Origin of the sequence: Mycolicibacterium tusciae (assembly GCF_002086795.1) — a bacterium.
Lineage (GTDB): Bacteria > Actinomycetota > Actinomycetes > Mycobacteriales > Mycobacteriaceae > Mycobacterium > Mycobacterium tusciae.
The window spans coordinates 106,418-123,751 of sequence record NZ_MVIM01000005.1 but is presented as its reverse complement, the minus strand read 5'-3'; the positions used below and the strand labels follow the sequence as shown (position 1 = coordinate 123,751).

Here is a 17,334-nt window from a genome sequence, read left to right as displayed (position 1 = left end):
TCAGCCCTTCAGATCCGGGAGGACCTTGTCGGCGAACAGCTTGAGCTGTTCGTAGACAAGCTCGTAGGGCATCCCGCCCCAGCTGAAGTTGGCCAGCATCTCATAGTCGCCGACCATCTCCTTGCGGAGCAGGTGGTGCTCGACGAGTTCCTCCGGGCTGCCGATCATGTTGCCTGCGATGTAATCGCGGTAGGCCTTGTCCGGGCCGCCCGCCGCGGCGGCGGCCTCACCCATGACGGTCCAGGCGGCATACGACGGCAAGTCCTTGAAGTGATCACTCATGAACTCGTAGTGGTCGGCGACCGTCGAGAACATCTTCGCGAAGTAGTTGTCGGTGTACTCGGCGACCCGCTGTTTGTCGTCGAAGCAGCATACGAAGTCGGAGATGATGAACGGTGGTGCTGTCGTGTTGTGCAACGACTCGAATTGCTGCCGGTACTGGGTGATCTCGGGTATCGCGTTGCGCCAGTCCCCCTGAGAGAAGCGCAACGCCTTGAGACCGTATCGGGCGGCCACGTCGACCGAGCTCGGCGACATCGTCACCATGATGGTCCGGCCCTTGAAGGATTTGAACGGTCGCGGACGGATCTCGGTGCGGGGAATCTTGTACCACTTGGTATCCGCTTCGACGATGCCGGTTTCGATACCTTCCATGATGATCAGTGCCGCCTCGTCGAACATCTCGCGGGAGTCGGCGAGTTCGACACCGAACGACCGGAATTCCCGGCGCGCAGCGCCGCGGCCCATGCCCAGGATGAAGCGGCCCTCGGACAGGATGTCGAGCTGGATCGCTTGCTCCACTACGCGCAACGGGTTGTTCCACGGCAGGATGACCGCGGCGGAGACCAGGTCGATCGTCGTGGTCTTGGCGGCGATCCAGGCGAGCAACTGGAAGGGATCGGGGCAGGCCCCGTAGTCGGTGAAGTGGTGCTCGACGGGCCCGACATAGTCGAAGCCCATGGCCTCGGCTTCGACCGCGAGCTTCGCCTCCTTCATGAAGCTCTCGACGTCGGGGACGCCGTGGAGGTTCTGATAGCCCAGATGCATGCCGACCTTCATGGTCTCTCCAGTTCTTCGTGGCGGTCGCCCGCGGAGGGTTCGAATCAATCCAATTGTTACCCCATTCGTTTCTTTTAGCCAGGTTTCCGCCAAAATTGCGCTAGAAAGGCACCTGTATCGTTGTAAACCCCGGCCGGGTGGAACGAAGGAAGCCCTCGCATGGAAGATCGACTCGTGATCGAACGCCCCGGTACCGCCGGACGGCACACCGCCTCGGATACCGGCGCGAGAAAGCGGCGGCCCGGTAGGCCGACGCTCAGCAATGAGCACCTGCTTGACATCGCCCTGGATCTGTTCCTGGAGAACGGGTTTGAGCGCACCAGCATCGAGGCGATCGCGGCCGCGGCCGGCATGGCCAAGCGCACGGTGTATGCCCGCTACGGCGATAAGACGACCTTGTTCAAAGCGGCGTTGACCCGCGCCATCGAGGAGTGGATCGTGCCGGTAGAGCAGCTTGAGGCCGCCGAGACCGATGATTTCGAAGGCACCCTCCTCGCGATAGGACGGATTCTGGTCGCCAACGTGTTACGCCCCGGCGGCCTGCGCCTGTTGCGTCTGACCAACACCGTCTCGGCTCACATGCCGGAGATCGGGGCGTTCAACGTCGAGAAGGGCACCGAACCGACCCGGGCCTATCTCACCGACTTGTTCCGGCGACGGCTCGGCCCCGGCGGGGTCTCGACCGAGGATGCCGAGATGGCGGCCGAGGCATTCATCGACCTCGTTCCCGGGGGTCCTGCCAACGCGAGCGCCCGAGGCGTGGTGTTGAACGACGAGGACATCGACCGGCATACGCGGTACTGCGTAGGCCTGTTCCTCCACGGCGTCTCGACACGCGATGAGCACACACTGGCCATCGAGAAGGAGAATCGTCGGCTGAAGACGGCGATCGCGGATGCACTGGACGACCTCGAGCGGGTCCGTGACCGACTCAACGACGAGGACTCCCATTAGTCTCGCCGGACGTCGGCGACATCGATCAGGATCGAGAAATTGGTTGCCAGATAGGTGATCCTCGTTCAGCCCGCATCGACGGGACCGTCTTTCCGTCCACGTCGGTGACGCCATATTCCGCAGCGAGCTCGGCGGTGATGAAGGTGCCCCCGGAATGCCGCATCACGTCCGGGTCGGCAGCCAACGCCGCGATGACGCGGCCCGGAAACTCGGGCGAACAGCCACCCACGGGATTCGTCCCCGGCTGACTCGTCATCGCCGGGTTGGCCGCCAGATTACGTTGGGCCCGCTCCGTATACGTGAGGCCCTGCCAGAGCGACAGCGCGGCGACGTCATGCGGCTTGAGTTCGACGGCCATGTCACGCGCCATCCGGTCAACCGCGGTCTTGCACATCCCGAAGACGACACCGTAGGTATAGGACACCCCGGTGTATCCGGAGATGGCGACGATGAGCCCCGTCCGGGCTGGGACCATGATCCGGGCCGCGTGCCAGGCTGCGACGTAGGCCGAGCGGACCCCCACATCGACCATGGCCCAGTAGTCGAGTGACTTCTCCCAGAATGGTTTCCCATCGGTGAGGTCCTCAGGGAGGGCAAATGCATTGTTGACGAGAATGTCGAGGCGCCCGTGGTCGCGGTGCACTCGGTCGAACAACGCCGCGACCTGGTCATCGTCGGCGTGATCCACCTGGACGGCCACCCCCTGCCCGCCTCGCCGGTCGACCTCGGCCGCGGTCTCACCGACCGTGCCCCCAAGCTCGTGCATACCTGTCGCAGCAGTACGTCCCGTGACGTAGACCGTGGCGCCCTGCGCGCCAAGTGCCTCGGCGACACCCTTGCCGATCCCCCGGCTACCGCCCGTCACCACCGCGACTTTGCCTGTCAGCGTTGCCATTCACATCTCCGTCCAAAGTCCGCTTGCCCCAGGTGCAACCATCTCTGTAATGTCCAGTTTAGGCATTCGACTAACTCGAGGAGATGGTATGACGGTCGTGGATCGGGTTTCGACCCCCGGCGGGTCGGGCACCGCGGTGGTGGACGCGGCACGCGAGTTCGTTCCGCGCATCCGCGATCTCGCTCGTCAGATGGAGGTCGACCGCCGCCTGGACCACCAACTCGTCGAGGACATGGAGGCCGCCGGCCTGTTCTCGGTGGTGGTGCCGAAGCTCTGGGGTGGTTGCGGGTTGGGACCACACGAACTCAACAAGGTGGTCGAACTCATTGCCACCGCGGATATTTCAACCGCGTGGGTCACCGGTTTCTACAACTTCCACAACTGGTTCCTGTGCCGCTATCCACGCGAGGTCCAAGAGGAGTTGTTCGCCGACCGGGCTTCGGTGCGCTGCGCCGCCATCCTCTCCTCTCCCGGCACGGCCGAACGGGCCGACGGAAAGCTGCGAGTCAACGGTCGCTGGGGCTATGCGACCGGCATCCTGCACGCCTCCCATGCGATGGTGCCTGTCATCGTCGACGACGACATGTCCTGGGTGATCGTGCCGCGTGACCAACTCGAACTCATCGACGACTGGGACGTGGCCGCGATGGCTGCGACCGGCAGCGTCACCATCGTCGCGAAGGACGTCGTCATCCCGGACACCTGGGCGCTGCCGTTCGGCAAGATGATGTCGGCGACCGACCACGAGGGCACCTTTCACGAAGAGGAGGCCATGCGACTTCCCTTCTCGGTGATGACAACCGCGATCTCGTCGCTCTACGTCGGCGCCCTCGACGCCGCAGTCGAGATATCGCGACAGAAGATGGGAACGGCCTCGGGGATCAACAGCGCTCCGCGCATCGAGCGGCCGATGGCACGTATGCGCTGGGTTAACGCGTTCCAGACGGCGCGGATGATGCACCTGGCCCGCGACGCGGCGATCGATGACGCCCTCGCGGTCGCTCGCCGCGGAGTCCCGCAGACGCTCGAAGAGGAGGCGATGAACGGACTGTTTGGCGTCACGATCCTGCGGACGGTCCGGGACGCATTGCGTGAACTCGTCGACGGCAACGGGTCGAGTGGCTACCGGGCCGATAACCACCTGCGCAGGATGTCGCAGGACATCGCGATGATCTCGACGCACGCCGTGCACGGGGAGTACGACGTGATGATGGACCGGCACGCTCGGTGGCTGCTCGGGATGGGCCTGGCGCCAGGAGACCCCGGCGCCCGAATGACATGACAAGTCACACGGTGGGCTACGTTTCAGGCATGGCACCGAAGCGGCCCGCCCAGGTAGAAGAACACGACGCGCGGACCGCATTGCTCGACGCCGCTGAGCGCCTCATGCTCGCGGAGGGGTACGCCGCCGTGACATCGCGCCGGGTGGCGGCCGAGGCCGAGGTCAATCCCGGCCTGGTCTATTACTACTTCGGGCCGATGGACAACCTCTTCATCGAGGTCTTCCGTCGTAGTGCGGCGCGGATGCTCGGTCGGCAAGCGGAAGCGCTCGCCTCAGACCAGCCGCTGTGGGCGTTATGGGACCTGATCCGCGAGCAGTCCAACACCACGCTGAACCTTGAGTTCCTCGCTCTCGGGAACCATCGTCAGGCGGTCAAGGACGATATGAAGGAATTCTCGGTGCGGTTCCGCCGGATTCAGTTCGACGGGCTGTCGGAGATCCTGAACCGCTACGAGGTCGATACCAAGCAATGGCCGCCCGAAGCGGTGATGTTGTTCATGGACGGCGTCGGCCGCTTCATGGGGGAAGAGCGGACATATGACCTCGACCTCGGCCACGAGCAGGCGATCCGCGTCATGGAGCGGCTCATCGGCGAACTAGAGGGAAGGCGACGTGCCGGCTGGCGTCGAGGCCGCCGGTGACGTTGAAATTCGGCGTGCTGTGGCCGTTCCGGAATCCCGAATCCGTTGCGTGGGACGAGTTCTACCGATCCCATCTCGACCTCATCGTGGAATCGGAACGGATGGGCTTTGACGAGGCCTGGCTCACCGAGCACCATTTCATCGATGATGGCTACTCGCCGTCGCTTTTTCCGATCGGTGCCGCCATCGCCGCCCGCACCGAGCGAATCCGCATCGGGACGTTCCTTTTGCTGCTGCCACTGCATAACGCCGTCCGGGTCGCCGAAGACACCGCGACGCTGGACATCATCTCCGGCGGCCGTTTCGACCTCGGGGTCGGCCTGGGCTACCGGCCAGGGGAATTCGACGCTCAGGGAATTCCGGCACGCGAACGGGCCAGCCGCATGCAAGAAAGTCTGCCTCTCCTCCGGCGGCTCCTGTCCGGCGAAAACGTCACGTTCGATGGAAAGTACAACAGGCTGAACAACATCCGGATTTCTCCACCTGTTTTACAGAAGCCGCACCCCCCGATTTGGGTGGGCGGAACCGCGCCGAAGGCGATCGAACGCGCCGCTAACATGGGTGTGCACTTCCTCAGCGGCGGACCGGGGTCAGCGGCCGTCTACGACGATGCACTGCGCGCGAACGGCCGCGATCCCCGCGACTTCCACGTGGCCGCCACGCTGCCGACGTTTGTGGCGCCCACGACGCAGCAAGCTTGGGAGATCGCGGCTGAACCCCTGCGATACATGACAGCCGGGTACCTTCGATGGAACGCGGAGGCCAAGGGTGCATCCACCGGCGATTCGCCGACACTGCCTTCCGTCGAAGAGATCGTGCGCAGGCAATCGATGGACTTCTTCGGAGGAGACATGCTGGTAGGCAGTCCGCAGGACGTCATCGAGAAGATCGAGAGGTACCGCTCAGGTGCGCGGCTGACCCATCTGGTCGCGGGCATGGCGCTACCCGGCATGCACCCAGATGAGATCCGTTCGGGGATGGAGCTGTTCGCTCGGGAGGTCATCCCCCACTTCCGCGAACCGAGGTCGCGGTGATCAGTGGCAGCTCAGCGGCAGTGACCACGCCTGGACGCGCCGCGACGACGGCCGGGATCGCGTTGACCGCCGGATTGGCGGTCGGGGCGGCGACATACTCCTCCGCCGCACCGCCGAAGACGGGCTCGTAGCGGACCCGGATGTTCGGCACTCCGGATATCTCCATCACATAGCCGTGCTCGATCGGCCAATCGGGTTCCATCGCATTTCCGAGACGCCAGAGCAGGTCCATCTCGAGGAGCGGCCGACCGTCTTTCATCCCCTGGAACATCGCCTTCATCCCGCAGACTGTCCCTTCGGCGATCTCCATGTAACCAAGGTCAAGGTGCTTGGTCGCGACACCGAGCTCCGGGACGAACCGCACCTCGTCGAGTTCGACATGCAGCGCGGCTGCCATCATTTCGATTGCGTCGACGAACGCCGAAATCCGTTGCCGCATCATATCGGTCAACCCCGGGGTATCGGGCGGCGAGCCGAAACCAAGTGCCAGCCACGTCTCCGGGGACTCGTAAGCCGTGCAGTCGACCGCTTCATGGATGGAGATTCGGTCGATCTCCCGACATGCGGCCGCAGACACCAGCGCAACCACACTGGCCAAACCGGGGTTCAGACCGCTGCCGTACAACGACACGCGACCTCGCAGGGCGGCGTCGTGCAAGCGGCGCATGGCGTCGTCGCCCAACGAGTGTCCGGTGACGAACCCCGCCGTCGAGACCACATTGATACCCGCGTCGAGGAGACGAACCATTTCGTCAACGTTCGGCAGCATCGGCATATACAACACGACGTCAGGCTTCGATGCGACAATCGCATCGACATCATTGGTGGCGGTGACACCCAGCGGCGGCAGACCGCAGAGTTCACCGACGTCTTTACCGGCCTTTTCCGGACTCCACGCGTAACACCCGACCAGTTCGAGTTCCGGTTGGGCCACAACAGCTCGTACCGCGGCCTGTGCCACTTGCCCCGTGGTCCACTGCACAACGCTGATCGTCATTAGATGAAGGCGGGCAACGAATCCCAGCCCCGGAGGGCGGGCGAAGAGGCCATCCGGGCATTGTCGACGTCGATCTCCCACTCAGGGAAGCGCTTGAGTATCTCCTCCAGCGCGATCCGGCCTTCAAGGCGTGCCAACGCGGCTCCCAGGCAGTAGTGCGGGCCGAGGCTGAACGACAGGTGCTTGACGTTCTCGCGATGGATATCGAAGCGGTCGCCATCCGGGAACACCCGGTCGTCGTGGTTGGCGGCGCCCATGAGATACAGCATGACGCTGCCTTCAGGCACAGTCTGCCCGTGGAACTCGACATCGGTGGTGACGTACCGGGCGAACTGTTGGGCGGGTGTTTCTAGACGCAGCACCTCCTCGATGGCCTTGGGGATCAGCGACGAATCCTCGACAAGTTGGCGACGTTGGTCAGGATGATCGGCCAGCGTCTTACCGCTCCAGCCGATCAGGTGGCCGGTCGTTTCGGCGCCGGCACTCGACAGAAGCGTTGTGTACGTGAGGACTTCGTCACGAGTCAGCCGACGGAACGATCCGTCTTCCTCCTCTAGTTGGGCATTGATCAGATCGGTCATCAGATCGTCCGACGGATGCTCGGCTCGCCAGTCGATGTATTCGGCGTAGTTCGAGCCGTCGGCGAAGCCCTCCTCTGGCTTCAGGTGTTCACCCGGCTCGGTCCGCAGGCTGGCATCCGTCCACTGCCGATGTGTGTCCTGATCGGTCTCGGGAATGCCGAGCAGCATTCCGATCGTGCGCATCGGAACCTGGGCGCCAAGATCCGCCATGAAGTCGAACTTCCCACTGCCAACAACGGCATCCAAGCTCCGCGCACAGAAATTTCGGACCTTGTCTTCGAGTTCAGCGACCCGGCGCGGTGTGAACACACCGTGCAACACTTTGCGATATCTGGTGTGCACGGGTGGATCCTGGAAGATGAACATGCTCGGCGGCATCTCGAGATTCGCGCGGATGAAGTCGAGGATCGAGCCGCGGCCCGAGATGAAGGTGTGGTGGTCCAAGAGCACCCGCTCGACATCGTCGAATCGACTGACGGCATAAAAGTCATGTGGCTCGTTGTAGTACAGCGGCGCCTCCTCACGCAGGCGTCGATAGACCGGGTAGGGATCAGCGTCAATGCCGGGATCAAAAGGGTCGTAATAGATATCGCTGGGGCTCGCGACCGTCACCGTCGATCTCCTTTGCTTAGTCAACTGACTAAGAAGGACCATACCGAGTGGCGAATCACTCAGGCAAGACCAAGATCGACCGACCTCTACATTCCGTGCACCGGCTCGGTGAAGCCGGTGAACTTGCCGGGATTCAAGTACTCCTTATAGAGGCTGATCTCGGCTCCGTCGAAGCGAAAGACCGTGATGTAGGTATTTCGGTACACCTTGCCGGTATCCCGCTGCGGGCATTCGCTGCGATACTCGGCGACCACGGCGTCGCCACCGCGGACGTCGTAAAACTCGTCGTAGGTGAAGTTCATCCGCTCGAACATTGCCGGAACCGAATCACGCAACTGGGCGACGATCGCAGATCTGCCCAGTGTCGGCGGCAATCCATCCACGAACGGGAGCACCATGATGGCTTCTGTGGCGAGATAGGCCTCGACTCGGTCGAAGTCCAGATCACCTATGGCGTCGAGGAATTCGCGCACAATCAATACTCGTTCGGCAAAAGTCGGCACCTCGACTCCTTTCGTCACGCCTCAGCCGCAGGAACGATCGCGGCGAAGGCTCTGCGTTCGAAATACTCCTCGAGTGCCGCTGCGCCCTCCGCAACGGTGATGCCGTGTTCCTCGGCGTACCCGAACGGGCTCTCGGGGTGACTGCCCCCGTTGATACTCATCCGTGCGGTCCGGACCCGGCGCGCAACGGCGAGCGCGCGTTCATGGCTACCGAACACCACCCCAGACGGTCCGCAGACGGAACGATTCGCGATTCGCACTGCATCCTCCTCGTCGTCGTAAGGGATCACGACGAGGACCGGGCCGCTTACGTCCACCGTCTCGCTCGCTGGATCGAGGCCGGTGAGCATCGTGGGCTGGTAAAAGTAGCCGGGCCGCACCGCTTGACCGCCGGTGACGATGGTCGCGCCGGCAGCGACCGCCCGCTTCACCATGCCGTCGACCTCATCACGGCGCATGTCGCTGATCAGCGGCCCCATCCAGGTTCGGGAGTCCGCAGGGTCGCCATAGTGCACCATCGCCAGACTCTTTCCGACGGCGGCAACCACCTCGTCGCTGTGCTCACAGGGCACCAGAAGACGCGATATTGGAGCCGATCCTTGTCCGGCGTGCGAGGTTGTCATGAGTGCGACTTGAGGCGCGCAGATCGAGAAGTCAGCGTCGTCGAGAACGATTGCGACCGACTTCCGTTCCGGTCTGCAGAAGATCTGTTTGGTGGTCCCGCTGGCCGCGGCCATGAACCGGCGTGCGGCCGAGATCGAACCCGTGAAAGTGACCGCATCGATCTGCCGATCCGTCGCGAGCACCTGGTCGACTTCGGGATTCAACGAACTCAACACGTTGACAACGCCGGCCGGAATATCGGTGCAGGTAGCGATCAACTCGCCAAGCGCAAGCGTGGTCAACGCGGTTTCGGACGCGCCGCTGAGCACTACCGTGCAGCCGGCTGCCAACGCAGGGCCGAGCGCCGTGAGCGCCATTCGCGTCGGGTGACTGGCACCGATGACTATCGCGGCCACGCCAGCCGGTCCCTTCTCAACCCAGCGCCGCTCCGTCCGACCCATGCTCAACACCTCGCCGAGCTGCTCGGTCATCGGGTAGGACGTCAGCGACTCGCCATAATGGCGAACCATGTCGATCGGCGCATCGAAGTATGGGCCTTCAGTGAGGCGCCACGTGGCACCCGTCTCTGCGATAGTCAGCCGTCGAAGATCCTCGCGGTTCTCGACAAGGGCAGCGTGCAGCTGATTCAGGCAACGCACTCGCAACGCCATATCCGTCGACCAGGTCGATGTATCAAAGCCGCGTCGTGCAGCCGCAACCGCACGCTCGGCGTCCGCGACGGTGCAGTCTGGTGCATAGCCCAGAATCTTGCCGGTCGCGGGGTTGACGGACGGCAGTCGCTGCGCGCTCTCCGCTTCGACCAACTCGCCGTCGATCAACATGCGTCGATCGATCCGTCGGCCCGCGCCCTGGCGTTCCCGCAAGCTTGAGCCGCCTGCGGGCGCCGTCGCCGCCTGAGGTGGCATGGCGCCTCCCGCGATAGAAAATAGTTGACTAGGTCTGTTATACCCCACTACCTTGTCCGGAGAGGTCAGCATCCGCCGAAACCCAGCATGCGCTGACTCGAACTGGCTACATTCGATTTTTGTAAACCGTTGTGCAGGAGACGGGATGGCTTGGGACTTCAAGACGGACGGCGCATATCAGGAGCTATTGGACTGGGCCGACGACTTCGTCCGTGACGAAGTGGAGCCGCTGGACTTGGTGTGGCCGGGTCAGGAGTTCGTACCTCTCAACAGCGCCCGGCGCAAAGCGATCGACCCCCTCAAGGACCAAGTGCGTAGCAAGGGGCTGTGGGCAACCCATCTAAGCCCTGAACTCGGCGGCCAAGGGTACGGGCAACTCAAGCTGGCTCTGCTGAACGAGATCCTGGGACGGTCGATGTGGGCGCCGATCGTGTTCGGGTGCCAGGCTCCCGACACGGGCAACGCCGAGATCATCGCGCACTACGGCACCGACGACCAGAAACAACGCTATCTGCAGCCCCTGCTCGACGGAGAACTTTTTTCGAGCTATTCGATGACTGAGCCCCAGGCAGGCGCGGACCCCACCCGATTTCAGACCCGGGCGCATCGCGAGGGTTCCGACTGGGTAATCAACGGATGGAAGTTCTTCTCGTCCAACGCGAAGACGGCGTCGTTCCTGATCGTCATGGTAGTCACCAATCCGGACGTCAGTCCGTATCAGGGAATGTCGATGTTCCTGGTGCCTACGGACACGCCCGGAGTGAGGATCGAGCGCAATGTCGGGTTGTACGGTGAGCCCGAGAACGAGGGCTCTCACGCTCTGATCCATTACGACAACGTCCGGATGCCCGCCGACGCGTTGCTCGGCGGTGAAGGTCAGGCGTTCGCGATAGCGCAAACTCGCCTTGGCGGCGGACGAATTCACCATGCGATGCGCACCATCGGCATGGCGCGACAGGCCCTCGACATGATGTGTGAACGTGCGCTCAGCCGGGAAACCAGCGGAAGCCGGCTGTCTGACAAGCAATTCGTGCAGGGGTTCATCTCGGACTCGTATGCCCAACTCATGCAGTTTCGGCTGTTCGTGCTCTACACCGCCTGGGAGATCGACGAGTTCAACGACTACAAGAAGGTACGCAAGGACATCTCCGCGGTGAAGGCGACGATGCCCACCGTGCTGCACGACATCGCTTGGCGAGCAATGCAAGTGCACGGCGCGCTGGGTGTGTCCAACGAGATGCCATTGTTCAAGATGGTCCATGGCGCTGCGGCGATGGGTCTGGTCGACGGCCCGACCGAGGTACACAAAACCACAGTCGCCCGCCAGGTGCTGCGCGATTACCACCCGGCCGAAGGGATGTGGCCGAGCGAATGGCTCCCCGCAAAACGCGACGCCGCTCGATCGAAACTCGCCGAATATCTCGAACTCGAGGTCGGCAACCAATGAAAGCCGCAACGTGAGCACGATGACAAACACGAGGAGCACGCCTTGACCATTGAGGACGTCGTGGACAGCGATCAGCGCAAGCGGCCGCGAATCGAATTCGACAGGCACAGTCCCGAATTCCGGGAGCGCTTTCGGGAGATCGCTGAGACGATGCACGAAAAATGCCCGGTCGCATGGAACGACAGCTACGGAGGCTATTGGGTAGCGGGCGGCAGTGATGCGGTATTCGAACTCGCGCGTTGCCCCCACATCGTCAACGAGCATGACGTCGACGGCACGAAACGCGGATACCAGGGCATCTCGATTCCGATGCCTGCCGAAGCGGCAGGCGTTCGTGGCGGGTTTCTCGAAATGGACGGTGATGAGCACCGTACCTACCGCACCGTCATCAATCCGTACCTGTCGCCGGCAGCGGTGAAACGGTGGCAGCCGTTCATCGACGACGTCGTGCGTGCGTGCCTCAACGAGAAGATCGAGGGTGGCGAAATCGACTTCGTGGATGACCTCGCGAACGTGGTGCCTGCCGTTATCACGCTAGCCATGCTGGGCATCCCGATTCAGAAGTGGGCCATGTACAGCGACCCCGTGCACGCGTTCGTCTACACGAAACCGGATTCGCCGGATCGATCGCGTGTCATGGAGGAGTACATGACAATGGGTATCGACCTGATGAACACGCTGGCCGAGATCCGCGAGAGCCCCCGACCCGGCCTCATCGAGGCACTGCTTCAGACACGGGTTGATGGGGAGGTACCACCCGACATGGACTTGTTGGGTGTATTGAACCTGCTGATCGGCGGTGGCTTCGATACCACGACAGCCCTGACTGCGCATTCACTGGAGTGGCTTTCCGAGAATCCGTCCGAGCGCGCTCGGCTCATCCGCGATCGCGACGCGATGTTGGACGGGGCTACCGAAGAATTCCTTCGGTTCTATACGCCGGCGCCCGGCGACGGACGCACCATGGACACCGATATCGAGTTGATGGGCGTCAACTTCAAGGAGGGCGACCGGGTTTACATTTCATGGGCCTTCGCGAACCGCGATCCCGAGTTGTTCGAGCATCCTGATCGAATCATCCTGGACCGCAAGTCCAACCGTCACTTCGCGTTTGGCCTCGGCGCGCACAGGTGTATCGGTTCGAACGTCGCGCGGGTCGTTTTCAAGTCGATGCTCAATGGTGTACTGGGGCGTATGCCGGACTTTCGTTGCGACCCAGCGCGCACGGTCCACTACGAGTCCATTGGCGTCATCCAGGGCATGCGAAAATTGCCGGCGACATTCACCCCCGGGCCGAGAGTCGGTGCGGGACTGGACGAGACGCTCGATCGTTTGGAGCGGATCTGCAAAGAGCAGGGTCTAGCCAGACCCATCACCGAGTTCAAGGGGATGGCCGTCATCGACTGAACCTGGGGCTCAGATCACGCGTGAGTCGCGGCCCGCCCAGTAACGGTCTCGTAGCAGCCTCTTGTAAAGCTTGCCATTCGGGTCACGCGGCAAGTGAGCCACAAAGTCGACAGTCCGCGGGCACTTGTAACTCGCCAGCTCAGCCCGACAATACTCGATGAGTGCCGACGCCAGCGCTGCATCTTGCGCCGCGCAGTCAGTGAGCTGCACAACGGCTTTCACCGCCTCGCCCATATCCTCGTCCGGCACACCGATGACGGCGACATCAGCCACTGCTGGATGGCCGGCTAACACATTCTCGGCCTCCTGCGGATAGATGTTCACCCCGCCGGAAATAATCATGTGGGCTTGGCGGTCGGTCAGGAACAGGTAACCGTCCGCGTCGAGGTATCCCACGTCGCCAAGCGTTCGCCAACCGTTGTCGTTAGCTACCGATTCGGTCTTGCGGGGGTCGTTGTGATACTCGAATGCCCTACCGCCCGCGAAGTACACAACTCCAACTTCACCAGGACCCAGGTCCAGTCCGTCAGGTCCCACGATGTGACACTCGTTGAGCGGCTTCCCCACCGAGCCGGGATGATCCAGCCATTCCTGCGCCGAGATAAGCGAAGCGCCGAGATCCTCTGTCCCTGCGTAATACTCGTCGATGATCGGTCCCCACCATGCCAGCATCTGCTGCTTCACCTTGACCGGGCAAGGGGCGCCTGTATGCAGCACCCGGCGCAGACTCGACACGTCGTAACGCGCGCGGACTTCCTCGGGTAGCCGAAGCATGCGAACGAACATCGTCGGAACGAACTGCGCGTCCGTGACCCGGTACCTCTCGATGAGCTCGAGGCACTCCCGCGGATCGAACTTCTCCATCAGCACGACAGTGCCGCCCACCCGGTGCCACGACAACGAACCGACCAGCGGCGCAGAGTGATACAACGGCGCCGGACAGAGATAGACCGCACCAGGGTCTCCCCCGCCGGTGAGCCCGAGTGCGATCTGGGCTAGCACCGACGCTGGATCGCCGAATGCCCTGCCGGGCAGCGGCTTGCGTACACCCTTCGGAAAGCCCGTGGTGCCCGACGAATACAACATCTCGCGGCCCTCGCACTGGTCCTCCAGCTGAGGCGACGATGCGGCGAGCACGTCCTCGTACCCTTCGAATCCGGCGATTTCACCGCGGGTGCATACCCGCACCGGAAGACCCGATACATCGAGACCAGTGACCACATCACACAACTCCGCGCTCGACACCAAGGCCGAGGCGTTGCAGTCGTCCAGAACATACTGCACCTCGCCGGAGCGCAGGTGACTGTTGATCGCGGTGTAGTAGAGGCCGGCGCGCTGCGCCGCCCACGCGACTTCGAGGAACGCACGCTCGTTACCGAGCAAGATGGCGATGTGATCGCCGATCCGTAGCCCACGCGCGCGAAGAGCACTCGCAAACCTTCTGGAGCGCTCATCCAGTTGTGCATACGTAATCGTCTCGCCACCATGCCCCATGACGATCGCGGGCAACTCCGGCGTTCGAGCGGCAACCCATTCCGGCGACATGGACGTCATTCCCGTGTCTTTCATCAGGTGACCGCGCCGCGCGCCTTCAGCTCGATGATGTCGTCCCAGTCCAGACCAAGGCCCTCGAGGATCTCGTCGGTCTGCTCTGCGAATCTCGGGGCCGGACGCGGCTCAGGTGCCATCACGTCGAACTGCACCGGATTGGTCACCAATTCGAGTTCACCAGCCTGCACCAGGTATTCGTTGGCGCGGACCTGGACGTCCTGCGCGACTTGCAGGGTGTCCTGGACCGGCGCCCAGGGTCCGGACAGTGTCGAGAACCGCTCGCTCCACTCGGCTAGTGTGCGCGCGGCCATCGCCTTGCCGAGCAGATCCACGGCCTCCGCGGTGTTGGCCGCAATCGACTCGGCGGTCGCAAATCGCGGGTCCCCGACCAACTCGGGAAGGTCCATGTGCCGGCACACGTCGGTCCAGAACTTCGTCGGCTGCATCATCACAAAGGAGATGTACCGATTGTCGGCGGTGAGATAGAGGCCTACCAAGGGATTGTTCGGCGCCCTGTTCGCATTGGCGGGCTGAGCGACGAGCCGCTGTCCAAGATGGTTGGTGAGCGCGATCGTGTGGCCCATCGCCCAAATTCCGCTGCCCAGCAAGGAGACGTCGATGACGGACGGCTCGCCGGTGCGCTCGCGCTTCAGCAGTGCCGCCGCAATGCCGCCGGCCAAGTTGGTGCCCGAGATCGTGTCGCCATACGCCGGCCCCGGCAGGCTGATCATGCCTTCGACATCCGGCGGCGTGATGGTCGCGGCCGCACCGCCACGGCACCAGAAAGCGGTCATGTCGTAACCACCCTTGCCGGACTCCGGTCCCCGTGGACCCAATGCACTACCCCTGGCATAGATGATGCTGGGGTTGATCTCCCGGATATCGTTGACATCGATGCCGAACTTGGTTCGGGCGTCGGGCAGGAAGCTGGTCAGAAACACGTCGGCGCGCCGCACCAGGTCGTACAGCACGTCTCGCCCTTCTGGGATCGACATGTCCAGCCCGATGCTGCGCTTACTCCGATTGGCGTTGTCCACGTTCGGGTTCGGTTCACCCTCGACGACCAGCGCTCCGATCTGACGCAGTCCACGCTGCGGGTCACCCGTCACCGCGTGTTCGACCTTCGTGACGTCGGCACCCCATTCGGCCAGCACCGCTCCGGCGGTCGGGACGAAGCCGTACATGGCGACTTCGAGAACGCAAATGCCCTCGAGCGGCTTCATTGAACCGCCGCCGCGAAAGTCTTGCGCTCCAGGAACTCTTCGAAACCGGCGACACCCAACTCGCGACCGACGCCGGATTGTTTGTAACCGCCAAACGGACAGTCCGGCCCGGAGTAGTCGCCGCCGTTGATGCACAGCGTGCCGGTCCGGATCCGCCGCGCCAGCGCGATCGCCCTCTCCTCGTCACCGAACACCCCGCCGGAGAGTCCGTAGATCGAGTCGTTGGCGATGCGGACCGCGTCGTCGTCATCCTCATAGGGAATGACAACCAGCACCGGTCCGAACACCTCCTCCTGCGCGATCTCGCTGTGTGGATCGACATTCGTGAGCAGAGTGGGTTCGTAGAAGTAGCCGGGGTCCACCTTCCTTCCGCCGGTGACCAGAGTCGCGCCGTCGACAACCGCCCGCTGCACCATGCCGTCGACCTTGTCGCGCTGCCGGTCGTTGATCAGCGGGCCCATGTAGTTCGCCGGATCGGCCGGGTCCCCGTAGGTCACCATCGCGAAGTTCTGCGCGAGCATCTCGACGATCTCGTCGTGGTGTTGGCGCGGCACCAGCATCCGGGTCATCAGTGCGCATCCCTGACCGGCGTGCGACGTGGTCATGAACGTCGACATCATTGCGGCACTGCCGAAGTCGGCGTCATCGAGCACGACCATGGCCGATTTCCCGCCGAGTTCGAGGAACACCTTTTTCAACGTCTCGCTGGCCGCGGCCATGATCCGTCGGCCGGTCGCAGTGGATCCGGTGAAGGTCACCACATCCACGTCCGGGCTGGTCGTCAGCACCGCGCCCACGTGCGGATCGGCGCCGCTGATCACGTTCACGACACCAGCCGGAATGTCGGTGTGCTTGGCGATCAACTCGCCAATCGCCAGTGTGACCAGCGGGGTGTCCGGCGCACCTTTGAGCACCACGGTGCAGCCCGCCGCCAACGCGGGAGCGAGCTTGGCCAGCGCCAGTTGGTTGGGATAGTTGTAGGCGATGATCGCCGCGACAACGCCGGACGCTTCCCTTTCCACCCAGCGGCGATGCTGCTGTCCCCGGCTCTCGACCGTGCCGAGATCCTCGATGAACTCGTAGTTCTTCAGTAAGTCGGCGTAGTACCCGACCACCTTGATCGGATTGTCGAGATGTGGGCCCTCAGTCAGCATTCGGGTGGCACCCACCTCCTCGATCGTCAGCGCTCTGAGTTCTTCACTGTGGTCGAGCAGCGTTCTGTGCAGCTGCTCGAGGCAACGGGTACGCAGCCCGACGTCGGTCGACCACTCAGTACAGTCAAACGCCCGCCTGGCGGCCGCGATCGCCCTTTCTGCATCCGCAGCGGATGCATCGGGCGCATAACCGACGACCTCGCCGTTCGCAGGATTACTGGACGAAAAGACGCGCTTGCTCTCCGCATCGACCAGCTCGCCATCGATGAGCAGCTGCCGGTCCGCTGTCGGTCCCACAGAGGTCACCGCTGGAGTAGCGGCGGTGTTCTGAACTGGCATCAAGCCTCCCGCAATCGTGATAGCGCGGACCCCGCAGCGACCCGCTCCATGGCGAGGACGACGATAACACCTAAATAGTTGACTAGGTCGTCTGTCTGCGGTTAGGTATTCGAGGAGTACATGAGG

15 protein-coding genes are annotated in these 17,334 nt (G+C 63.0%); 6 read left to right on the top strand and 9 right to left on the bottom strand.

Going from position 1 to position 17,334, the window contains the following annotated elements:
* A complete protein-coding gene (locus tag BST47_RS11410) occupies positions 1-1,059 on the bottom strand; it encodes an LLM class flavin-dependent oxidoreductase (protein WP_083125657.1) in 1,059 nt (352 codons plus the stop codon).
* 159 nt (positions 1,060-1,218) lie between these two features.
* On the opposite strand from BST47_RS11410, the gene BST47_RS11405 reads away from it, so the two are divergent.
* Positions 1,219-2,013: a TetR/AcrR family transcriptional regulator C-terminal domain-containing protein gene (locus tag BST47_RS11405; RefSeq protein WP_083125656.1), complete on the top strand. Its 795-nt coding sequence runs from the start codon at positions 1,219-1,221 to the stop codon at positions 2,011-2,013.
* Between the two features lie 25 nt (positions 2,014-2,038).
* On the opposite strand, the gene BST47_RS11400 is transcribed toward BST47_RS11405, so the two are convergent.
* The gene (locus BST47_RS11400) at positions 2,039-2,908 is read right to left on the bottom strand and encodes an SDR family NAD(P)-dependent oxidoreductase (protein WP_083125655.1); all 870 of its coding nucleotides are present in this window, start codon (positions 2,906-2,908) and stop codon (positions 2,039-2,041) included.
* 88 nt (positions 2,909-2,996) lie between these two features.
* Here BST47_RS11400 and BST47_RS11395 point away from each other — a divergent pair, with 88 nt between their 5' ends.
* Genes BST47_RS11395 through BST47_RS11385 form a run of 3 tightly spaced genes read left to right on the top strand, consistent with a single transcriptional unit; the run spans position 2,997 to position 5,865 of the window.
* The gene (locus tag BST47_RS11395; protein ID WP_165799775.1) at positions 2,997-4,190 is read left to right on the top strand and encodes an acyl-CoA dehydrogenase family protein; all 1,194 of its coding nucleotides are present in this window, start codon (positions 2,997-2,999) and stop codon (positions 4,188-4,190) included.
* Positions 4,191-4,219: 29 nt separating this feature from the next.
* Complete coding sequence (locus tag BST47_RS11390; protein WP_083125653.1) at positions 4,220-4,831, top strand: TetR/AcrR family transcriptional regulator; 612 nt, start codon at positions 4,220-4,222, stop codon at positions 4,829-4,831.
* Positions 4,828-5,865, top strand: a complete 1,038-nt coding sequence (locus BST47_RS11385) for an LLM class flavin-dependent oxidoreductase (RefSeq protein ID WP_165799774.1) — start codon at positions 4,828-4,830, stop codon at positions 5,863-5,865. The genes BST47_RS11390 and BST47_RS11385 overlap by 4 nt, the downstream gene beginning before the upstream one ends.
* On the opposite strand, the gene BST47_RS11380 is transcribed toward BST47_RS11385, so the two are convergent.
* From BST47_RS11380 to BST47_RS11365, 4 genes are all read right to left on the bottom strand, one after another.
* The gene (locus BST47_RS11380) at positions 5,831-6,862 is read right to left on the bottom strand and encodes an NAD(P)H-dependent amine dehydrogenase family protein (RefSeq protein WP_083125651.1); all 1,032 of its coding nucleotides are present in this window, start codon (positions 6,860-6,862) and stop codon (positions 5,831-5,833) included. The genes BST47_RS11385 and BST47_RS11380 overlap by 35 nt on opposite strands.
* Positions 6,862-8,055, bottom strand: a complete 1,194-nt coding sequence (locus BST47_RS11375) for a cytochrome P450 (protein ID WP_083125650.1) — start codon at positions 8,053-8,055, stop codon at positions 6,862-6,864. Before BST47_RS11375 ends, BST47_RS11380 begins: the two co-directional genes overlap by 1 nt.
* An 86-nt stretch (positions 8,056-8,141) precedes the next feature.
* Entirely contained in the window at positions 8,142-8,558 is a 417-nt protein-coding gene (locus BST47_RS11370; protein WP_165799773.1) for a nuclear transport factor 2 family protein, read from the bottom strand.
* A 14-nt stretch (positions 8,559-8,572) separates the two neighbouring features.
* Positions 8,573-10,087 (bottom strand): aldehyde dehydrogenase family protein, encoded by a 1,515-nt coding sequence (locus tag BST47_RS11365; RefSeq protein ID WP_083125648.1) that lies wholly within the window; start codon positions 10,085-10,087, stop codon positions 8,573-8,575.
* Between the two features lie 145 nt (positions 10,088-10,232).
* Here BST47_RS11365 and BST47_RS11360 point away from each other — a divergent pair, with 145 nt between their 5' ends.
* Together BST47_RS11360 and BST47_RS11355 are read left to right on the top strand one after the other, a co-directional pair.
* On the top strand, positions 10,233-11,534 hold the full coding sequence (locus BST47_RS11360) for an acyl-CoA dehydrogenase family protein (RefSeq protein WP_083125647.1): 1,302 nt from the start codon (positions 10,233-10,235) through the stop codon (positions 11,532-11,534).
* A 42-nt stretch (positions 11,535-11,576) separates the two neighbouring features.
* Positions 11,577-12,941 carry a cytochrome P450 gene (locus BST47_RS11355; RefSeq protein ID WP_083125646.1) on the top strand — a complete coding sequence of 455 codons (1,365 nt, stop codon included), beginning with the start codon at positions 11,577-11,579 and terminating at the stop codon, positions 12,939-12,941.
* 9 nt (positions 12,942-12,950) lie between these two features.
* On the opposite strand, the gene BST47_RS11350 is transcribed toward BST47_RS11355, so the two are convergent.
* Genes BST47_RS11350 through BST47_RS11340 form a run of 3 tightly spaced genes read right to left on the bottom strand, consistent with a single transcriptional unit; the run spans position 12,951 to position 17,208 of the window.
* Positions 12,951-14,510, bottom strand: coding sequence for an acyl-CoA synthetase (locus BST47_RS11350; RefSeq protein ID WP_234809666.1), 1,560 nt, complete (start codon positions 14,508-14,510; stop codon positions 12,951-12,953).
* A complete protein-coding gene (locus BST47_RS11345; RefSeq protein WP_083125645.1) occupies positions 14,510-15,715 on the bottom strand; it encodes a CaiB/BaiF CoA transferase family protein in 1,206 nt (401 codons plus the stop codon). The genes BST47_RS11350 and BST47_RS11345 overlap by 1 nt, the downstream gene beginning before the upstream one ends.
* Positions 15,712-17,208, bottom strand: a complete 1,497-nt coding sequence (locus BST47_RS11340; protein WP_083125852.1) for an aldehyde dehydrogenase family protein — start codon at positions 17,206-17,208, stop codon at positions 15,712-15,714. The genes BST47_RS11345 and BST47_RS11340 overlap by 4 nt, the downstream gene beginning before the upstream one ends.
* Positions 17,209-17,334: the final 126 nt, after the last annotated feature.